Source organism: Kineococcus gurbantunggutensis (assembly GCF_050871925.1).
Classification (GTDB): Bacteria; Actinomycetota; Actinomycetes; order Actinomycetales; family Kineococcaceae; genus Kineococcus.
Map to the genome: position 1 here is coordinate 1 of NZ_JBJLSG010000119.1, position 15,396 is coordinate 15,396.

Consider the following 15,396-nt stretch of genomic DNA (forward strand, 5'->3'; position numbering starts at 1 on the left):
CCGCCCCCCCCCCCCCCGCCCCCCCCCCCCCCCCCCCCCCCCCCCCCCCCCCCCCCCCCCCCCCCCCCCCCCCCCCCCCCCCCCCCCCCCCCCCCCCCCCCCCCCCCCCCCCCGGCGCTGCCCGCGTCCGCGGGGGACGCCGCCGAGGACGCCGCGGAGGCGAGGGCGCCGGGCAGGTCCTCCCAGCTGACCTCGACGGGCGGGCGGCTGGTGGAGGGGTTCCACTGCACGCCCCGGGCGCTGACGGTCAGCACGCCGTAGCGGCGACCTGCCCGGCGCACGGGGAGTTCCAGCGGGCTGGAACCGACGGCCAGCGCGGCCGGGGTGTTCAAGGAGACGGCGTGCTCGGATCTGGCCATGGGGGACTCCGGTTCTCGTGCACGGCGCGGCGACGGGTTTCGACCCCCTTCAGTGAAGACCTGACGATCACGGCGTGCAAGCGGGCGGGGAAACCCGCCGCGCACGGCGCTCCCCCACGCCCGGCCGGTGCCCCCGCGCGACCCTGCGGGTGCTCACCGCGGGGTTCCGCGCGAACCCTTGACAACATTTCTTGTCAGGAGCACCGTGGAGACGTGCAGGACGTCGAGGTCATCGAGGACGCGCAGGCGGCCGCCGCCGCGCTGGACCCGGTCCGGGCCCGGCTGCTCGGCGAACTGGCCGTCCCGGCCTCCGCCGCCGGGCTCGCCGCCCGGGTCGGCATCGCGCGCCAGAAGGTCAACTACCACCTCAAGGCGCTCGAGGCGCACGGCCTGGTGCGGTTGTCCGAGGAGCGCCGGCACGGGGGCATCACCGAGCGGGTGCTGCAGGCCTCGGCGGCCTCCTACGTCGTCTCCCCCGCGGCCCTGAGCGCGTCCGCCGCGGACCCGGACGCCAACGCCGACCGCCTCTCGGCGGGCTACCTCGTCGCCCTGGCCGGTCGGCTGGTGCGCGAGGTCGGCGCCCTGGCGCGCCGGGCCGACGCGTCCGGCAGGCGCCTGCCGACCCTGAGCATCGACACCAGGATCGGTTTCCGCTCGGCCGCCGACCGGGCCGCCTTCGCCGACGACCTGACCGCCGCCGTGCTCGACCTGGCCGCTCGCTACCACCACGACGACGGGCGCCCGCACCGGCTCGTCGTCGCCGCCCACCCGCTCGTCGAGGAGGAACCGTGAGCACGACACCGAACGTCGCGACACCGCACGTCCCGTACCGCCTCGAGTTCAGCGTCGAGGTCCCGGGCACCGCCGAGCAGGTCTGGCGGGCCATCGCCACCGCCGAGGGCATGAGCGCCTGGTTCCTGCCGACCGAGATGGAGGAGCGCGAGGGCGGGTCCCTGCACTTCACCATGGGCCCGCAGATGGGCTCGGACGGGCGGGTCACCGGCTGGGACCCGCCGCGGCGCCTGGTCTACGAGGAGGACTGGGCGGCGCTGATGGGGCAGGACCCCGACGCGCTGAGCCCGCTGACGTCGGAGTTCCTCGTCGAGGCGCGCTCGGGCGGCACCTGCGTCGTGCGGGTCACCAGCAGCGGCTTCGGCACCGGCGCCGCCTGGGAGTCGGAGTTCTGGGAGGACATGGGCTCGAGCTGGAGGCCGTTCTTCGACAACCTGCGCCTGTACCTGTCGCACTTCCCCGGCCAGCGGGCCACGCCGCTGGAGGTCAGCGCCGCGCACCCGGGCGACGCGCAGGCGCTGTGGACGGTCCTGCACGACGCGCTCGGGCTGGGCGCGGAGGGCACGACCGTGCAGGTGCGCGGCGCCACCGGCACGGTGGAGCGCGTCGGCCGGCGGCAGGCGCTGGTCCGGCTCACCGCGCCGGTGCCCGGGGTGCTCAGCGCCTTCACCCACGAGCTGGGCGAGGGCGAGGCGACGGCGGGCGTGCGGGCGTACCTGTTCTCCGCCGACGCGGCGGACTACGTGCAGCGCGAGGAACCGGCCTGGCGGGCCTGGCTGCAGGCGCTGCCGGCCCCGGCCTGACCCCCGCGGCCACCGGGCCCGGGACCCGCCCCGACCACCACCCGCGCGGCGTCCCCCACCCGGTGGTGGAACCGTCTGTCACCTCCTGGAACACTGTCGCGGTGGCTCCTGCCGGCTCGCCGTCGTCGAGACGCTTTCACGTGTTCCTCGTCGTGACCCAGTCGGTCGTCGTCGCCGCAGCGGTGCTGCTGCTGATCGTCTCCGCCGTGGAGGACGACCGGTCAGGGCTGCCCCATCGGGTCCTGCTGCTGGTGCTCGTCACGCTGTGGCTGATGAGCACGGTCCGCCGTCAACGCCGAGCCGTCAGCCGTCGACGACGCCTGCTCGACCCAGCAGCGGGAGGCGGCCGCTGACGGCTGCCGGGGTCGATCCGTGGGCTCCGGCGCACGCCTCCGCACCTCCTCCAGCGCTGAGCCAAGTGATCCTGCGGACCTCGACAAGGCCGCGAGGTCGTCGACGTCCTGGCCAGCGCCACGAGCGTACGTCGCTGAGCGCATGCACGAGCGTCGTCGGCGCTCGCTCGCTCGCTCAGAGGTAGTGGGGCGGGTCTTCATCGGGGTCGGCGCGGACGATGTCGAGGTCGGGGACGTGCAGCAGGTCGTCGACCGCTGCGGTGGAGGCGGCGATGGTGGCGTAGTGGGGATCGACGTCTCGGGTGAGGCACCACGCCCGGTCAGCGGGCCAGACGAACGCCGGGTCGGGGCGGCCGGAGCTCGCGGGGTGGTGGAGGGGGCGCAGGGCGGCCTCCCACGCCGCGGGTTCGCCCAGCTCGTGCAGGTCGCCGGTGAAGAGGAAGTAGCTGCGTTCGGCGATCGGGGACCAGAGGGGGACGTCGTGGGCGGTGGGCAGGTAGCCCCAGCCGTCCCAGATCGCGAAGTAGCACCGCCGGGGTGTGCCGGTGTGGGCGGCCAGGACCGCGGCGGTGGTGCGCAGGCGTGCGGTCTCGAGGGCGGCGGTGTTCTCGCTGTCGACGTCGGCTTCGGCCTGGTCGGGGCCGGTGGGGTCGGGGATGAAGCGCAGGCGGGCGTAGGCGGGGTAGCCGCCGGGTCCGAGGCCGACCAGGCGGTGCCAGGGGCGCTCGGGGGTGGCGATCCACTCTGCTGGGGAGTGCTCACGGCACGCGGTCAGGTTCACGGGGCGACTCTTGCGCACCTGCGCTCCGGCCGGGGTGCCTGGCCGTTCGGGGTCCGGCTCGGCGGTGGTGGGCAGCTGTCTGCCGTGCGGGTCGGGTCGGGGTGCGGCACCACGCCTCACCGTGCTCGCCCACCAGGTGCGGCTTCACCGCACGGACGGCGGGACGACCGGGTGTCCGGGGCAGGACCGTCCTGACGGGCGCCCTCGTCCGTCTCTGCGCGAGGAGCACCTCCCCGAGCACGGGCGTCTCGGTACCGTCGTGTCCGTGACCGACGAGGAGTTCGACGCCCTGTGGAACCGGGCCTGCGAGTGGGACGCGCCGGCCATCAGGACGCACCGCGGGGACGAGGGCTTCAGCGCCGCGGCCGACGATGCGCGCGGTGACGTCCCGGAGGAGCGCATCAACGCTTCGTGCCTGCTGGACACCGACGCCCTCGGAGCCGCTGTCCGGGCCACGGTGCAGGCGTCCCCGCAGAGCTTCGCCCCGCTCGGCTGAGGGGCACCGACTCCGATCCGGCTCTCGGCACGACCGCGCGCCCAGCGGGATGACCGTGAGGTCGTCGACCTCCGCCCCGGGTGTGCAGGTGAGGTGAAGCCGTCTCGCGGCGCCCGTCGGTGCGGCACGGTGGGTGGGTGGCACAACCGCTCGAGGACGTCCGGCCGTCCCGCTCGCTCACAACGCTCGTCCTGGCCGGCGCGCTGGTGCTGCTGGTCGTGGTGAGCGCGTCGGTCTTCTGGCGCGTCACCCGTCCTTGCGGGGCCGGGGCAGGCGATCCCGAGGAGGCGGTGACCGGCGTGCTGGCGGCGCTGCAGGACGACGACGAGCGGGGGGTGTGCCAGCGGGTCAGCTCGGACTACCGCATCCCTGAGGACCAGGTGGTGGTGCTGCGGGAGCGGGTGGGCGCGGCGGGCGGGGTGGCTGAGGTGACCGTCGCCGAGGTCGATGAGCAGCAGATGGGCAGCCTGCACGTCGTGGTGGCGACGGCACCCGACGGGAGGCTCGTCGGGCGGTTCCAGACGATCCCTGGTCAGCGCGGGGCGGTGGTCGTGCGGGCCACCACGTCGGCCGTGACCTGGTGATCGTCGTAGCAGTGGTGAGGCTCTCCCGTTCGTGACCGCACACCGAACGCGCCACGACCGTGCGCAGCGCGGCTCGCGCCACGGGAGGCTTGGGTCTTCACGGTGCCGGTGGAGCAGTTCAGCGCATCGGCGATCTGCGCTTCGCTCCAGTCCTCGTGGTAGCGCAGCACCAGCACCGCGCGTTGACGCGGGGAGAGCCGGCGCAGCGCGGTGACGGCCTCGTCCTGCTCGGCGTAGCGGGTCGGGGCATCTGGCCCACCGGTGCCGGCGAGCTCGGCGCGGGCGCTGAGGTGGCCGGGCTGCTGGCTGGCACGGTCGGGCCAGAGCGCGTCGAGGGGTACTTCCCGGGGGCGCCGGCCCAGGCGGCGCCAGCGGTCGGTGACCGCGCGGGCCACGACGGTGCGGGCGTAGGCGGAGGGCTCGCTCACCCGGCGCCAGTGCAGGTAGGTGCGCTCCAGGGTGTCCTGCAGGAGGTCCTCCGCACCTGCTCCCTCCTCGCCTCCGGAGCGTTCAGCTGGGGAGGTCCGTCGGCCCCTGCCTTCTGGGTCCGTCGGGCGGTGTTCGGCAGGCAGCCGCGCCGTCGCGTGACCGGCGGCCATGGGCGAGACCGCGACGTCAACGACGTCCTGGCCAGCGGGATGACCGTGCAGTCGCCAGCCGCGCGGACAGCGGGATGACCAGAGGGGGCTGGGGCCGCCGCAGTGCTCACGGAGTCGAGGGCGTTGAGGTCAGTGGCGGTGCGCCGTCTGGGGTCGCCGCGGTGCACGCAGTGGCGGCCAGCAGCAGGACGACGGCTGGGGTCAGCGCGGCGGCGTGAGGGCGGGGCATCGTCGGCTCCTTGCAGCGATCGGACCTCGACCGCATGTGATCACGCGGGAGCGTGGAGGGGCTTCGTCCGGGCCGGTCCGTGGTGGGTGGGCCAGGGGGCGTCGATCGAGGCGGTGGACCACGCGCTTGCCGTCGTGCCGGGGCGTCGTCAGCAGCCCGTGACCGCGCACGATGCGCCGTGAGCGGGAGGCCGAGGCCGTGAACTGCCGGCGCGACCGCGCCGCAGCGTGGACGCCTGACCCTGGCGGGGGTCCACGCGGTCCGCTGCCTGCTGACGGCTCGAGCGCGGTCGGTGGCGCATCACCTCATCGTGATCGCTACAGCCCACTGCGAGGGCACCTCGCTGGGCCGGGTGACCTCGAACGTCGCGGTGTCGTTCGGCAGCACCAGAGCATCGACGCGGTGCGCCTGGCCGTCGCAGTCGAGGGTGACGGCGGTACCGGCCAGGTCCATGCCGATGCTGGTTCCTCCGGTGCACGCGGTGCAGGCGCCGTAGGTGGCACCTGCGGTGAAACCGCCCAGGCTCACGCTGGACGTCCGGCGTCCATCACCGGCACCTGCACCGCGAGGGTCGTCGCCGGCCGCAGCAGCTGCGTCGTAGGCGATGTCCGTGATCTGCGTGAGGGCGTCAGGCGTGGGGCCCGGGTCCTCGTCCGCTCCGCTGGAGCAGGACGTGAGGGCGATCAGCGCGAGCGGTGCCAGCAGCCACCAGCCGTCGGGGGTCCTGTTCGACATGGGGACAACGTAGTGAGAGCCGGCTGCGTCGGACGGCCTGTCGGTGCGCTCGGTGGCCCGCAACCCGGCATCTCGTGCCGGTGCTGCAGCTCGGCTCGACGAGCAGATCAGGCATCCGCTTCTCGACGAGGCGGTGGGGTGGTCAACGTCCTGGCCAGCGGGATGACCGTGCGTTCGGTCCCGACGCCCCCCTACGGTCAGCGGATGCTGGAACTGACGACGGAGCGGCTGCTGCTGAGGGCCTTCACCCCCGGCGACGTCGAGGCGGTGCACGCCTACGCCGGCGACCCGGAGGTGTGCCGCTACACCGACTGGGGACCGAACACCCCGGCCCAGTCGCAGGCCTTCATCGACGAGGTGCTCGCCGCCTCCGCGGCCGAACAGCCCGACTCGATGACGTGGGCGGTGACGATCGCGGGCGCTGAAGCCGGGGACGTGATCGGGGCGTGCTCGGCGACGGTCACCAGCCACGAGCACCGGCGCGGGGTGATGGGCTACGTCCTGGCCCGGGCGCACTGGGGCCGGGGCTACGCCACCGAGGCCGCCGCGGCGGTGCTGGGCTTCGCGCGCGAGGAGCTGGGACTGGCACGGGTGGAGGCGACGTGCCGCCCGGGCAACGTGGCCTCGCAGCGGGTGCTGACCAGGATCGGGATGCGGCGGGAAGGGGTGGCTGCGCTCGCACGTGCTCATCCGAGGCCGCCGTGAGGACAGCCTGCTGTTCGCCGCGGTCGACTGAGCGAACGACCCGCGACGCGGGATGACCCCGCGACGCGGGATGACCGGAAAGTCTCCTGAGCTGTTCTACAGCGCCAGCCGCACGCTCAGCTGGTGCCCGAGCGACTGGTAGCCCAAGGCGCGCGCGAGGCGTCGTGAGGCGGTCGGGCGGGCTCGCCACTGCGGCAGCAGGCCGGCACGTAGGGCGTGGTCGGTAGCTGCGGCGGCCACCACGCGGGCCAGGCCGGCGCCGCGTGCCATGGGGTGGGTGATCACGCACAGGTGGGCGAGGGAGCCGGGCCAGCGTTCGTAGCCGGCCACGGCCAGGGCCGCGCCGCCGCGCACGAGGACGAAGGCGGGTGAGGTCAGGGTGTCGATGGCGGCCTCAGCGGCGTCCTCGGGTGAGCAGGCGGCGAGCAGCTCCTGGATCAGTGGGCTGGCGACGTCGAGGGGACGGGCGCTGCTGGCTGCGGCCAGGCTGCTGTCGGAAAGGTCGGTCAGGAGGTAGGCCAGGTCGGTGGGCCCGAGCACGTCGGTGACGGGGAGCCGGTGGGCCAACGTCGAGGACGACTGCGGGGTGGGGCCGGTGGAACCGGTGGCCAGCAGGTCCTCCAAGCCGCGCCGCAGCACGTCAGCCTGGGCGGTGTCGGGTGCGGTGGCGATGGTGGCACCGCAGATGACGACCAAGCCGCACCAGCCGGGTGGGCAGAGGCGGGAGTCAGGGGCCACGACGACGCGGGGGTTGGAGGCGGCGGAGAACTGCGAGGACGAGCCGGCCAGGTGCTCCCAGGCCCGGCGAACGGCGTCCACGTGAGGCGTCAGCACCGGGAGGTCGTCGTCCACGGGTCCATCGTCCACCGGTTACCGGGCAGGGCGGACGGCGGGATGACCGTGCGTCGTCCGCGGTCGCCTCCTGTGGTTCTGGAGCCCATCCGAGTGGCTGCAGTGGAGGGTCCTACCGGTGAGGTGGAGGGCGTGGCAGGGTGGCACGGATGAGCGTGCTGTTCGACGGTGAGGTGTGGCTGAGCTACTCGCAGATGTACCTGACCGGCCTCGACGTCGAGACGGACCACACCGAGGCGTTCCGAGGACAGAGCAACGCCCTGCTGGGCGCCGGCTCGCCGGGAGCGTTGACGATGATGACGGGAACGCACACCGGCACGATCGCCCTGCGTGTTGTCCTGACCGAGACCGAGCCTCCCCCGGCTGAGGAGTGGCCAGACGTCGTCGAGGCGTCCTACCGCCCGACGGCGCCGGAGCTGTTCATCGTCGGCTGCACCGCTGACACCGCGGGCGAGGTCCGGTTGCCGGTGCGCGACTACCGCGCCCGCTACTGCCTCGCGCGCTACCGCCCCGAAGGCACCTCGACGGACGACGGTGAGCTGGAGCGCTGCGAGCTGATCCTGTGGCCGGCTGCGCCCGCCCCGGACGTGGTGGTGCGCGTCGGCAGCGACCACGCCCGCTGGGCGCACCGGCAGCTGGACCCGGCCGCCGTCCAGGAGGACCTGCAGAGCGCTTGGAACGGTGACGTGCCCTCTGCGCGGGTGCGGCTGTACGCCGAGGACCTCGCCCGCACCGACCGCGCTCTCACCGACGCCCTCGATGCAGCACCTGCGGCGGTGCAACGGTCGCTGGCGTACTGGAGCGTCGACGTCGCCTGCCGTGAGGCCGGCATCGAGGGGCTGGACTGGATGCGGGAAACCCTGCGGGCCCTGCACACCGACCAGCCGCTGCCGCGGTGGTTCCGCCCCGACGTCGTCTACGACCGCTTGAGCGCCGACCCGCGGTGCCCCGCGACCGGCGACGGCGGATCGGGTGGGCAGGCGCTGTTCCTCGTCCTCCAAGCCGTCGGCCACGACGCCTTCGGTGCAGCGGCCGGCAACGTGTCGCACCTGCTGTGGAACGTGGGTGAGGACCGGGCGGCGCAGGTGAAGGATCTCGCCCGCGCCGAACTGCGCCGCCTGCTGCTGGAGGCGGAGGGCCAGGACCCCTCCGACCGGCGGCCTCAGGACGCCTGCGGCTACGCCGATCCCGACCCCGACCCCTACCTGGGGCACGAAGCCGACGAACTGGGCGCAGCGCACGCGCTGCACACGGTCGACGTCATCGTGAGCGACGAGGCGTGGGACGCTCCCCCACCGGAGCGGTTCGCACCGCCGCCACCGCTCGGACCGCGCGAGCGGGGCTTCGTCGATCAGGTGCAGGCCTTGCTTGGCCTCGACGCCGACGTGGTCCAGGTCGTGCAGGGAGCACAGCTCTACCCTTTCCCCGTCGTGCTGCTGGAACGCGCGCGGGAGCTCTGCGCCGGTGCCGGGGTGGATGGCCTCCCCTGGGTGCAGGCGTCGTTCGAGGCCGTCGAGCGAGGCCAGGGCCTGCCCGAGCCCTTCTCCTCCCGTTCCTGGGAGCAGGCGCTAGCCGGTGAAGCGGGGCGTGAGCCTCGCTGGGTGCTGGTCGAGGGGGAAAGGCACGACCGGGGTGTCCTGGCGCTGGAGGTCCTGGCGCGCTGGTCGGCGTTCCGGGCTTGGTCCTCGCTGCTGGAGGCGGCTCTCACCGTCTTGCACGCCCTCGTGTTCGCCGTCTCCGACACCGACCGCGCGGGGTACGTGCAGGCGATCTTGGACGACCTGCGCCGGGGGCGTTGAGCGGCATCGATCGGTGCAGGAGGTGTCCGCCTACCCGTGGCACTTCCGCGGTCGCACGGATTGCGGGATGACCGCGACGTTCCCTCAGGATCGCGGCACGACGGCGCAGCCGTGCAGCTCCGGGGGCGACTGGCTCAGCAGGGTGCTGGGCCGGGCGCAGCTCGTGGCGGGACGGGACGGTCAGCGTGGTCGACGCCGAACGGTACCGGGCGCAGCGCCTGCTGGGTTGCCCTCTTGCCGAGTCGAGGACGTGTCTGCTCCCGTCCCGTCGACGGTGCCGCGGTGAACGGCTCCAGACAGTGGCGCGAAGGCGTAGGCGTTCCCGTCCCCGTTCGTCTGGGCCATCGGCTCGAGCGCCGGCAACGGCTGGTCAGGGGTGGAGGGGTCGGAGACGAAGGCGAGGTAGGGCTCGGTCAGCACGTGACGGCGGCTCGGGTCGCGGTCGAAGCCCACCTCGAGGGTCTCGTCCAGGTGGGTCAAGAGCAGGTTGAGCGCTGCCTGCGCTGACTGCCCGCCGAAGGCGCTGACGGCGTCGGCGGCCATGTCGCGGCAGAGGGTGCCCAGATGCTGAGCGGTGATGTGGAACTGCAGGGGCGGGTCCAGGGCGGTGCCGGCCGGTGAGGGGTCGGTGGCGAAGCCCCAGCGGTGCAGCACGAAGGCACCGTCGAGGTACTGCACGTCGGGGTCGACGTGCTCGCGCAGGCGCCGTGTCAGCTCGGTGAAGAGCTCCTCATCGTCCACACCGGCAGTCCAGGAAGGTGATGGAGAGGCCGGCTCAGCGCTGCTGGTGGTCACTCGCTCCTCGGCAAGACCGCGAGGTCGTCGACGTCGTGGCTCGCGCCACGAGCGAGCGAGTGCGGGCAGCACCGAGCCGGGTGGGCACAGGCGCTGAGGACCGCTCAACCTGACGGTGCCGGGGGTGTTCCCGCGCCCTCGCCCGGCGTGGTCTCGGGGCACAGTTCCGCCCACCCGATGCTGGCGCCCAGGCCGTCGTGCTCAGCGTTGTTGAACACCACGCGCAGCAGCGTGTCCTCGCCCGCGGTGCTGATGTTGCCGTGCCAGCCGTACCGGCCTTCACCCGGCCAGCTCAAGCCCCCGCCCCCGCCTGCGCCGGGTTGGGTGCCCTCCTGCCACACCGGGCGCGGCTCGCGCTCGGGCTCGACGAAGACGTCGGAGCCGGCCAGGACGTCGGCCACCTGCTGCTTGGGCGCCTGCAACCGGATGGCGGCCTGCAGGTGCCACACGGCATCGACGTCCGTGCCGAAGCGGCAGGTGCTCTGCACGACCTGGGTGATGCCCGCCTGCGTCAGCGGGTCGAGGAAGTGCTCGCTCAACTGCTCCTCGGCGTCATCGACGGCGCCCCCGCAGCCGGCGAGGGCCAGCGCGATCAGCGCCGCGGTCGCGGTGGTGGTGCATGCGCGTCGCACGTGGTGCTCCTCGTCTGCCTCGTTCACGGGGTGGCAGGCAGTCTGCCCGTGCCGGCACGCAGGTGTGGGCACTTCCCCCGAAGGAGCGCGGGCCGGTCTCGCGCGACGCGTGCTGGTGAGAAGTGCGCGACGTCGCTGGCCGAGCACGATCGCACCCGGCTCGCGCCAGGAGCGGGCATCGCAGCCGACCATGGTCGTGCGCTGAGCTCGGGATGATCGTGAACACCTCAACGACCTCAGGCACCGTACGGGTGCCCGCCCGTGCGGTGAGCAAGGACCGCTCTGATCTCGCCTGCGTCGCTGTCCAGGCGCGGCCTGTCCCGCTCCAGCGTCGCGGGCAGGCTCTCGACGGGCCAGCCGTCTCCGCTGTAGCGGGGCAGGACGTGCAGGTGGACGTGGAAGACCGTCTGGAAGGCGGCCTCGCCGTCGTTCAGGAAGAGGTTGATCCCCTCGGGGCGCAACGTCGAGCGGCGCAAGGCTCGGGCCAGGTCGTGAGCCACCGCCCAGACGTGACCACCCGTGATCTTGTCCAGGTCTTCCAGTCCCACCGCGTGGTGGCGCGGCACGACCAGGAGGTGCCCGGGGGTGACGGGGTAGCGGTCCATGAAGGCCATCACGCTCTCGTCCTCGTACACCCTGCTGGCCTCGGCCTCGTGATCGGCGATGGCGCAGAAGATGCACTCCTGGGCCGCCGCGGTCGCGCTCTGCGTCACGGGGCGACGCTTTCAGCGCGTCGGGCCGGGCGCTACCCGATTGATGAGCGCTCGGTTGCCCTGATCAGCCGCTCTTCGGCAACACCACGACGTCACCGGCGGCTGACTATCACGCACAACGCGGGATGACCGGGAGGTCGTGGTGACCGCCGTCGAGGTCTGCAAGCATCTGGGGATGAGCACTGAGCATGACCAGAAGGCGTCCCCTGCCAAGCAGGAGCGCTTCGGCTTCAGGACCTGCGTCGGCCTCGTGCTCGTGTTCCTCGCGGTCGTGTTGCTCGTGAAGACGAGCAGCCCGGGTGAGGTGGTGTCGAGCTGCGTGCTCCTCGTGGTGGGGGCGGAGCTGATGCTGCCTTGGGGTGAGCGGAGTCGTGTGGTGCGGGTGCTGAGCGTGGTGCTCCTCCTGGTGATGGTGGCCCTGGTCGTCCTAGACATCGCCGTGCTGTGACCCGGTGGTGGGGCCGGGTGCATCGAGAAGCGACGTCGGCAGGGGCACGCACAACGCGGGACGACCGTGACGTCGCCCGCAGGGCCAGCTACCTGGCCGATGCGCGGACATCAACGCTCCGGGGTGCTTGACTCAAGCGATGATCACCATGCGGCTCAGCGGCCAGCCCACGATGCTGGGCTGCCTGCTGATGCTGGGCTTGGCCGCCTGCTCCGGTTCCTCCTCATCGGACCCCGAGGCGACCACCGCGGTGAGCCCGACGTCGTCGTCGACGCCCAGCTCGTCACCAGAGAGCACCGCGCAGATGGTCATGTGTGTCGGTGAGTCCCCGGAGCACCCCCCTGGTTCCACGGTGCGCGTGGACGTCCAGGACCGGGGTGCCGTGACCGAGACGACGTACATCATGGTGCCGATGCAGCTGAGCATCCCTTTGCCCTCCGGGGACGCGGAGGTCTTGGTCGACGGGGTGCCGTGGATGGACGGTCCTGCCGCCGATGACCCGCTGCACGCCTACGGGAGCGGATGTCCGACATCGACGCCGCCGGCGCCCTGACCACGGTTGTGAGGTGCTACCGATGAGCGCGGGCACCATTCACATCGCGGCACGATCGTGAAGTCGGTCTCGACCCGATGGGCCTGCAACGCACGTTACGGGGTGGTCTGGACGGTGATGAGAAAAGTGCGGCTTGTGGAGGTGATGACCTCACCGGTCCACGGGTCCTCCAGGTGGCCGTCGTCATCGTCGTCCCAGCCGGTGAGGGCTTGTCCACTGGGTATGCGCAACAGCGCCCGGGTGGGCTTGCCCTCCTCCATGAGGTGGATGTCGAGCACCCGGCCACGGATCTGCTGACGCGGTTGCACCTCGAGGTCGTGGTGGGTCTCGACCAGGTGCTCACGGCCGTCGGGGCCCGTCCAGCGGATGCAGTCGAGGTTGACGACGTCGTTGCGCTCGATGGCTGCACCACAGCACTAGTGTTCCCAGTCGCCGACCTCGACGTCGATGTCCACGGGCTGAAGGTAGCTGGTCGGCGAGCGGGCGGTGCACCGATCAGGGCCGCGCTGCCGCTTGCGATCGACCACGGTGGGAGGGATGACCGTGACACCGCACCTTCGGCGATCGTGTGGACGCGTGGTGCAGTTGCCCCCGAGTGCCCCCGACCGTGGGGGGTCGCCTGCTACACCGGGACGGTGAAGACGTCGCTCCTGCTGGTCGCCGCCGGGCTCGCCGCTGCCGCACTCACGGCCTGCGCCGGATCGCCGGGCAGCACCACCTCGCCGGGGTCTGCGGCGGTGGGTGCCGCCACCTCACCGGAGGACGTGGTGCGCGCCTACCTGGGCGCGTTGCAGGAGCACGATGAGTCCACGGCGACCTCGCTGACCACGCAGCCCTACTCCAGTCGCGACGACTGGGCTGGAGATCCGCCGAGCATCGAGAACGTCGAGGTGTCCGCCGCGATGGCCCGGTCGACGACGGGAACAGCGGCGGAAGGACACGCTCAGGCGGTGTTCGTGCCGGTGACCTTCGACCTGCGCGGCGGGGACGAGAGCATGCCGGACGGGCCGACGTCGTGGGGGTACGTCCTGGTGCGTGAGGGCGATTCCGAGGCGTGGCGCATCGCCGACGCCGGAAGCGTCTGATCAGCCCCCTGAGCTCGGCCGATATCGACGGAGGAGTCACGACCGGCTCCGCACGCGATGGGGCATGACTGTGACGTCGGTGATGAGGAGGCCGCTTCCGGCGGCCTACGCCTCGGGCAGCTCGTAGCGGGCCCGGCGCTGCTGACCCCAGGCGAAGGACGTCTCGCAGACCCAGCCCTCCAGCTGGTCACCGAAGTGGGCCGCGACCTGAGCCTCGGTCACCGGCCCGTCGTCGCCGCCCGGGTCGGGTACCCACCAGGGCGAGAGCAGCAGCACCTCGTGTCGCTGATCGGGGACGTCGATGCGCACCCAGACGTCGCCCTCCTCGCCGTCGATGCCCCAGTGCACGCTGAGGTGCTCCACCTCCTCGGGCGTGAGCACGCTGGTCACCACCGGCTCCACGACGCGGCGGCGCAGTGCGGACAGCCGCTCGTCGTCGACGTCGGTGGCCGGCCCGGGGCGGGGTGCCCGCTGGCTGGCCAGGGGTGTGGTGTTGACCTCAGCGCGCCAGCAGGGGTTCGGGCTCGCGGCACCGCGTGGGCGGTAGCGCCGGTGTTCCTCCACCGGTCCAGGATGCCCGAGCGCGGTACCGGCGGGACGGGAGCATCCCCGGCTGTTGAGCGACCGTCCCGTGCTCATCGGCGGTGGTCGCGGTGTCTTCGACCGCCCGCAACTCGGCATGTGCAGACGTTGACGACGTCTTGCTCAGCGGTACCTGTGGCGCTGGGATCAGCGCAGGACCTCCACCTCGCAGGTGATGCCCGGCGCACGGGACAGGCGGGCGGCGGCGGTGACCAGGACGATGCCCAACACCTCGGCCAGTGCGACGTAGGCGGCGTCGTAGCTGGTGACGGTGTGGCGCAGTTCCCAACAGCGGTGCAGCAGCGGCCGGTGACCGGCTCGACGCAGGGGCAGGTCGATCAGGTCGTCCAGCGCCAGGTCGGCGCGGCGTTCCGGCAGGCGACCTGCGTTCGCGGCGCGGCGCAGGACCGAGGCCACCTCGAGGTCGATGACCTCGGGAGCGGTGAGGACCTCTCCGCGCAGGCGGTCGCGGGCACGGTCGCCGTCGGGTCCGTCGTCGGCCAGGGCGGGGGCCAGGACGCTGGCGTCAACGACGATCACGGTCGTCGTGCACCGCCTTCACGGCGTCGCGGAAGGACAGGCTGCCGCCGGCTCGTCCGCCGGCGCGGTCGAGCACTTCGTCGAGGGAGGGGGTGCTGGCGTCCTCGATGAGCTTGGCGAGGAGGTACTCCTGCAGGGACTGGTGGGCCAGGGCGGCGCGGCGGCGCAGGACGGTGTGCGTCTCGTCGGGGACGTCCTTGATCTGCACGCTGGGCATGGCGCCATTCTGGCGCTGCTGGCGCCGATGTGCAATCGCGTGGTCATCGTCATGAGCGTGAGATCCACGCGACTTCACCGTCCGCAGGACGGACGGCCCTACCCGGTGTACTCCCAGTGCCAGGGTTCGAAGGGGCCGTTGACCCGCTCGGCCCAGGCCGGGTGCAGCCAGCCGAACAGGGCGGCGTTGCGCTTGAGCCAGGTGAACTGCGGCGAGCCGAAGTTCTGCACCCCGCACCCCAGGTCGACGGCGATGCCCAGGCCGTGCCGGCTGGTGCCGGGGGTGGCGGCCAGGGTGGGCTTGCGCTGCTTGACGTCGACCTGCTGCGCCAGGGTGCGGTACGAGTCGGTCACGCACATCGGCCGGCTGAACTCCTGCGCGTAGGCCTGGCTGAGCCGGTTGAAGGCGTTGGCCGCGTCGGCGCGCAGCACGTGGCCGGGAGCGCCCCACAGCGGGCACAGGGCGCTGCGCGGGATGAGGCCGTTGGGGTAGCCGGCCGTGCTGCTGCCCGTGCAGGTCCCCGTCGCGCCGGCCGCGGCGGCGGTGCCGGGCTGCTCGACGGCGGCGGGGGGCCGCGCGGCGGAGCGCGTCGTGGTGCTCCGCGAGGCGGCGGCCTCGCGGGCCTCGGCGGCGGCCCTCGCCTCGGCCGCGGCACGGGCCTCGGCCGCGGCCGGCGGCTCGGGGGGGGGGGGGGGGGGCGGGGGGGGGGGGCGGGGGGGGGGGGCGGGGGGGGGGGGGGGGGGG

Annotated in this window: 23 protein-coding genes and 1 pseudogene; 10 read left to right on the plus strand and 14 right to left on the minus strand. The window is 73.0% G+C overall.

Going from position 1 to position 15,396, the window contains the following annotated elements; all coding sequences use genetic code 11:
• Window positions 1-359: pseudogene (locus ACRYR7_RS18490) on the minus strand (hypothetical protein); the annotation flags it as partial.
• A gap of 213 nt (window positions 360-572) precedes the next feature.
• On the opposite strand from ACRYR7_RS18490, the gene ACRYR7_RS18495 reads away from it, so the two are divergent.
• The 3 genes from ACRYR7_RS18495 to ACRYR7_RS18505 all read left to right on the plus strand — a co-directional run bounded on the left by ACRYR7_RS18495 (window position 573) and on the right by ACRYR7_RS18505 (window position 2,307).
• Window positions 573-1,151 carry an ArsR/SmtB family transcription factor gene (locus ACRYR7_RS18495; protein ID WP_432573581.1) on the plus strand — a complete coding sequence of 193 codons (579 nt, stop codon included), beginning with the start codon at window positions 573-575 and terminating at the stop codon, window positions 1,149-1,151.
• Window positions 1,148-1,954 carry an SRPBCC family protein gene (locus ACRYR7_RS18500; RefSeq protein WP_432573582.1) on the plus strand — a complete coding sequence of 269 codons (807 nt, stop codon included), beginning with the start codon at window positions 1,148-1,150 and terminating at the stop codon, window positions 1,952-1,954. Before ACRYR7_RS18495 ends, ACRYR7_RS18500 begins: the two co-directional genes overlap by 4 nt.
• A 101-nt stretch (window positions 1,955-2,055) precedes the next feature.
• On the plus strand, window positions 2,056-2,307 hold the full coding sequence (locus ACRYR7_RS18505) for a hypothetical protein (protein WP_432573583.1): 252 nt from the start codon (window positions 2,056-2,058) through the stop codon (window positions 2,305-2,307).
• Window positions 2,308-2,482: 175 nt separating this feature from the next.
• On the opposite strand, the gene ACRYR7_RS18510 is transcribed toward ACRYR7_RS18505, so the two are convergent.
• The gene (locus tag ACRYR7_RS18510) at window positions 2,483-3,088 is read right to left on the minus strand and encodes a hypothetical protein (protein ID WP_432573584.1); all 606 of its coding nucleotides are present in this window, start codon (window positions 3,086-3,088) and stop codon (window positions 2,483-2,485) included.
• Window positions 3,089-3,353: 265 nt separating this feature from the next.
• Here ACRYR7_RS18510 and ACRYR7_RS18515 point away from each other — a divergent pair, with 265 nt between their 5' ends.
• Complete coding sequence (locus ACRYR7_RS18515) at window positions 3,354-3,584, plus strand: hypothetical protein (RefSeq protein WP_432573585.1); 231 nt, start codon at window positions 3,354-3,356, stop codon at window positions 3,582-3,584.
• Window positions 3,585-3,721: 137 nt separating this feature from the next.
• The gene (locus tag ACRYR7_RS18520) at window positions 3,722-4,168 is read left to right on the plus strand and encodes a hypothetical protein (protein ID WP_432573586.1); all 447 of its coding nucleotides are present in this window, start codon (window positions 3,722-3,724) and stop codon (window positions 4,166-4,168) included.
• On the opposite strand, the gene ACRYR7_RS18525 is transcribed toward ACRYR7_RS18520, so the two are convergent.
• Both ACRYR7_RS18525 and ACRYR7_RS18530 read right to left on the minus strand, forming a co-directional pair.
• A complete protein-coding gene (locus ACRYR7_RS18525; protein WP_432573587.1) occupies window positions 4,117-4,767 on the minus strand; it encodes a sigma-70 family RNA polymerase sigma factor in 651 nt (216 codons plus the stop codon). The two genes, ACRYR7_RS18520 and ACRYR7_RS18525, sit on opposite strands and share 52 nt — an antisense overlap.
• 529 nt (window positions 4,768-5,296) lie before the next feature.
• Window positions 5,297-5,731: a hypothetical protein gene (locus tag ACRYR7_RS18530; RefSeq protein ID WP_432573588.1), complete on the minus strand. Its 435-nt coding sequence runs from the start codon at window positions 5,729-5,731 to the stop codon at window positions 5,297-5,299.
• Between the two features lie 204 nt (window positions 5,732-5,935).
• Here ACRYR7_RS18530 and ACRYR7_RS18535 point away from each other — a divergent pair, with 204 nt between their 5' ends.
• Window positions 5,936-6,436: a GNAT family N-acetyltransferase gene (locus ACRYR7_RS18535; RefSeq protein ID WP_432573589.1), complete on the plus strand. Its 501-nt coding sequence runs from the start codon at window positions 5,936-5,938 to the stop codon at window positions 6,434-6,436.
• Between the two features lie 96 nt (window positions 6,437-6,532).
• Here ACRYR7_RS18535 and ACRYR7_RS18540 read toward each other — a convergent pair whose 3' ends face one another.
• Complete coding sequence (locus tag ACRYR7_RS18540) at window positions 6,533-7,288, minus strand: GNAT family N-acetyltransferase (protein ID WP_432573590.1); 756 nt, start codon at window positions 7,286-7,288, stop codon at window positions 6,533-6,535.
• Window positions 7,289-7,437: 149 nt separating this feature from the next.
• Between ACRYR7_RS18540 and ACRYR7_RS18545 the strand changes: the two genes are divergently transcribed.
• Window positions 7,438-9,087: a hypothetical protein gene (locus tag ACRYR7_RS18545; protein WP_432573591.1), complete on the plus strand. Its 1,650-nt coding sequence runs from the start codon at window positions 7,438-7,440 to the stop codon at window positions 9,085-9,087.
• Between the two features lie 180 nt (window positions 9,088-9,267).
• Here ACRYR7_RS18545 and ACRYR7_RS18550 read toward each other — a convergent pair whose 3' ends face one another.
• The 3 genes from ACRYR7_RS18550 to ACRYR7_RS18560 all read right to left on the minus strand — a co-directional run bounded on the left by ACRYR7_RS18550 (window position 9,268) and on the right by ACRYR7_RS18560 (window position 11,227).
• Window positions 9,268-9,828 (minus strand): hypothetical protein, encoded by a 561-nt coding sequence (locus tag ACRYR7_RS18550; protein ID WP_432573592.1) that lies wholly within the window; start codon window positions 9,826-9,828, stop codon window positions 9,268-9,270.
• Between the two features lie 158 nt (window positions 9,829-9,986).
• On the minus strand, window positions 9,987-10,514 hold the full coding sequence (locus tag ACRYR7_RS18555; protein ID WP_432573593.1) for a hypothetical protein: 528 nt from the start codon (window positions 10,512-10,514) through the stop codon (window positions 9,987-9,989).
• 236 nt (window positions 10,515-10,750) lie between these two features.
• Window positions 10,751-11,227, minus strand: coding sequence for an HIT family protein (locus ACRYR7_RS18560; protein WP_432573594.1), 477 nt, complete (start codon window positions 11,225-11,227; stop codon window positions 10,751-10,753).
• Window positions 11,228-11,369: 142 nt separating this feature from the next.
• Between ACRYR7_RS18560 and ACRYR7_RS18565 the strand changes: the two genes are divergently transcribed.
• Window positions 11,370-11,675, plus strand: coding sequence for a hypothetical protein (locus tag ACRYR7_RS18565; RefSeq protein WP_432573595.1), 306 nt, complete (start codon window positions 11,370-11,372; stop codon window positions 11,673-11,675).
• 132 nt (window positions 11,676-11,807) lie between these two features.
• Here the strand turns inward: ACRYR7_RS18565 and ACRYR7_RS18570 are convergent, their stop codons facing one another.
• Window positions 11,808-11,972 (minus strand): hypothetical protein, encoded by a 165-nt coding sequence (locus ACRYR7_RS18570; RefSeq protein ID WP_432573596.1) that lies wholly within the window; start codon window positions 11,970-11,972, stop codon window positions 11,808-11,810.
• 61 nt (window positions 11,973-12,033) lie between these two features.
• Here ACRYR7_RS18570 and ACRYR7_RS18575 point away from each other — a divergent pair, with 61 nt between their 5' ends.
• Window positions 12,034-12,228 (plus strand): hypothetical protein, encoded by a 195-nt coding sequence (locus ACRYR7_RS18575; protein ID WP_432573597.1) that lies wholly within the window; start codon window positions 12,034-12,036, stop codon window positions 12,226-12,228.
• A 95-nt stretch (window positions 12,229-12,323) separates the two neighbouring features.
• On the opposite strand, the gene ACRYR7_RS18580 is transcribed toward ACRYR7_RS18575, so the two are convergent.
• Entirely contained in the window at window positions 12,324-12,506 is a 183-nt protein-coding gene (locus tag ACRYR7_RS18580; RefSeq protein WP_432573598.1) for a hypothetical protein, read from the minus strand.
• On the opposite strand from ACRYR7_RS18580, the gene ACRYR7_RS18585 reads away from it, so the two are divergent.
• On the plus strand, window positions 12,492-13,313 hold the full coding sequence (locus ACRYR7_RS18585; RefSeq protein WP_432573599.1) for a hypothetical protein: 822 nt from the start codon (window positions 12,492-12,494) through the stop codon (window positions 13,311-13,313). The genes ACRYR7_RS18580 and ACRYR7_RS18585 overlap by 15 nt on opposite strands.
• A gap of 105 nt (window positions 13,314-13,418) precedes the next feature.
• Here the strand turns inward: ACRYR7_RS18585 and ACRYR7_RS18590 are convergent, their stop codons facing one another.
• The 4 genes from ACRYR7_RS18590 to ACRYR7_RS18605 form a co-directional block, all read right to left on the minus strand.
• Window positions 13,419-13,877, minus strand: coding sequence for a hypothetical protein (locus ACRYR7_RS18590; protein ID WP_432573600.1), 459 nt, complete (start codon window positions 13,875-13,877; stop codon window positions 13,419-13,421).
• A 165-nt stretch (window positions 13,878-14,042) separates the two neighbouring features.
• Window positions 14,043-14,435 (minus strand): type II toxin-antitoxin system VapC family toxin, encoded by a 393-nt coding sequence (locus tag ACRYR7_RS18595; RefSeq protein ID WP_432573601.1) that lies wholly within the window; start codon window positions 14,433-14,435, stop codon window positions 14,043-14,045.
• Window positions 14,422-14,652 (minus strand): FitA-like ribbon-helix-helix domain-containing protein, encoded by a 231-nt coding sequence (locus ACRYR7_RS18600; protein ID WP_432573602.1) that lies wholly within the window; start codon window positions 14,650-14,652, stop codon window positions 14,422-14,424. The genes ACRYR7_RS18595 and ACRYR7_RS18600 overlap by 14 nt, the downstream gene beginning before the upstream one ends.
• Window positions 14,653-14,750: 98 nt before the next feature.
• Window positions 14,751-15,396, minus strand: a 646-nt coding sequence (locus tag ACRYR7_RS18605) for a M15 family metallopeptidase (RefSeq protein WP_432573603.1), incomplete at its 5' end; no start/stop codon positions are given.

Coding starts and splice junctions, on each gene's coding strand:
- ACRYR7_RS18525 (WP_432573587.1), bottom strand. CDS start 4,767: ATGGCCGCCGGTCACGCGACGGCGCGGCTGCCTGCCGAACACCGCCCG.
- ACRYR7_RS18530 (WP_432573588.1), bottom strand. CDS start 5,731: ATGTCGAACAGGACCCCCGACGGCTGGTGGCTGCTGGCACCGCTCGCG.
- ACRYR7_RS18535 (WP_432573589.1), top strand. CDS start 5,936: ATGCTGGAACTGACGACGGAGCGGCTGCTGCTGAGGGCCTTCACCCCC.
- ACRYR7_RS18545 (WP_432573591.1), top strand. CDS start 7,438: ATGAGCGTGCTGTTCGACGGTGAGGTGTGGCTGAGCTACTCGCAGATG.
- ACRYR7_RS18600 (WP_432573602.1), bottom strand. CDS start 14,652: ATGCCCAGCGTGCAGATCAAGGACGTCCCCGACGAGACGCACACCGTC.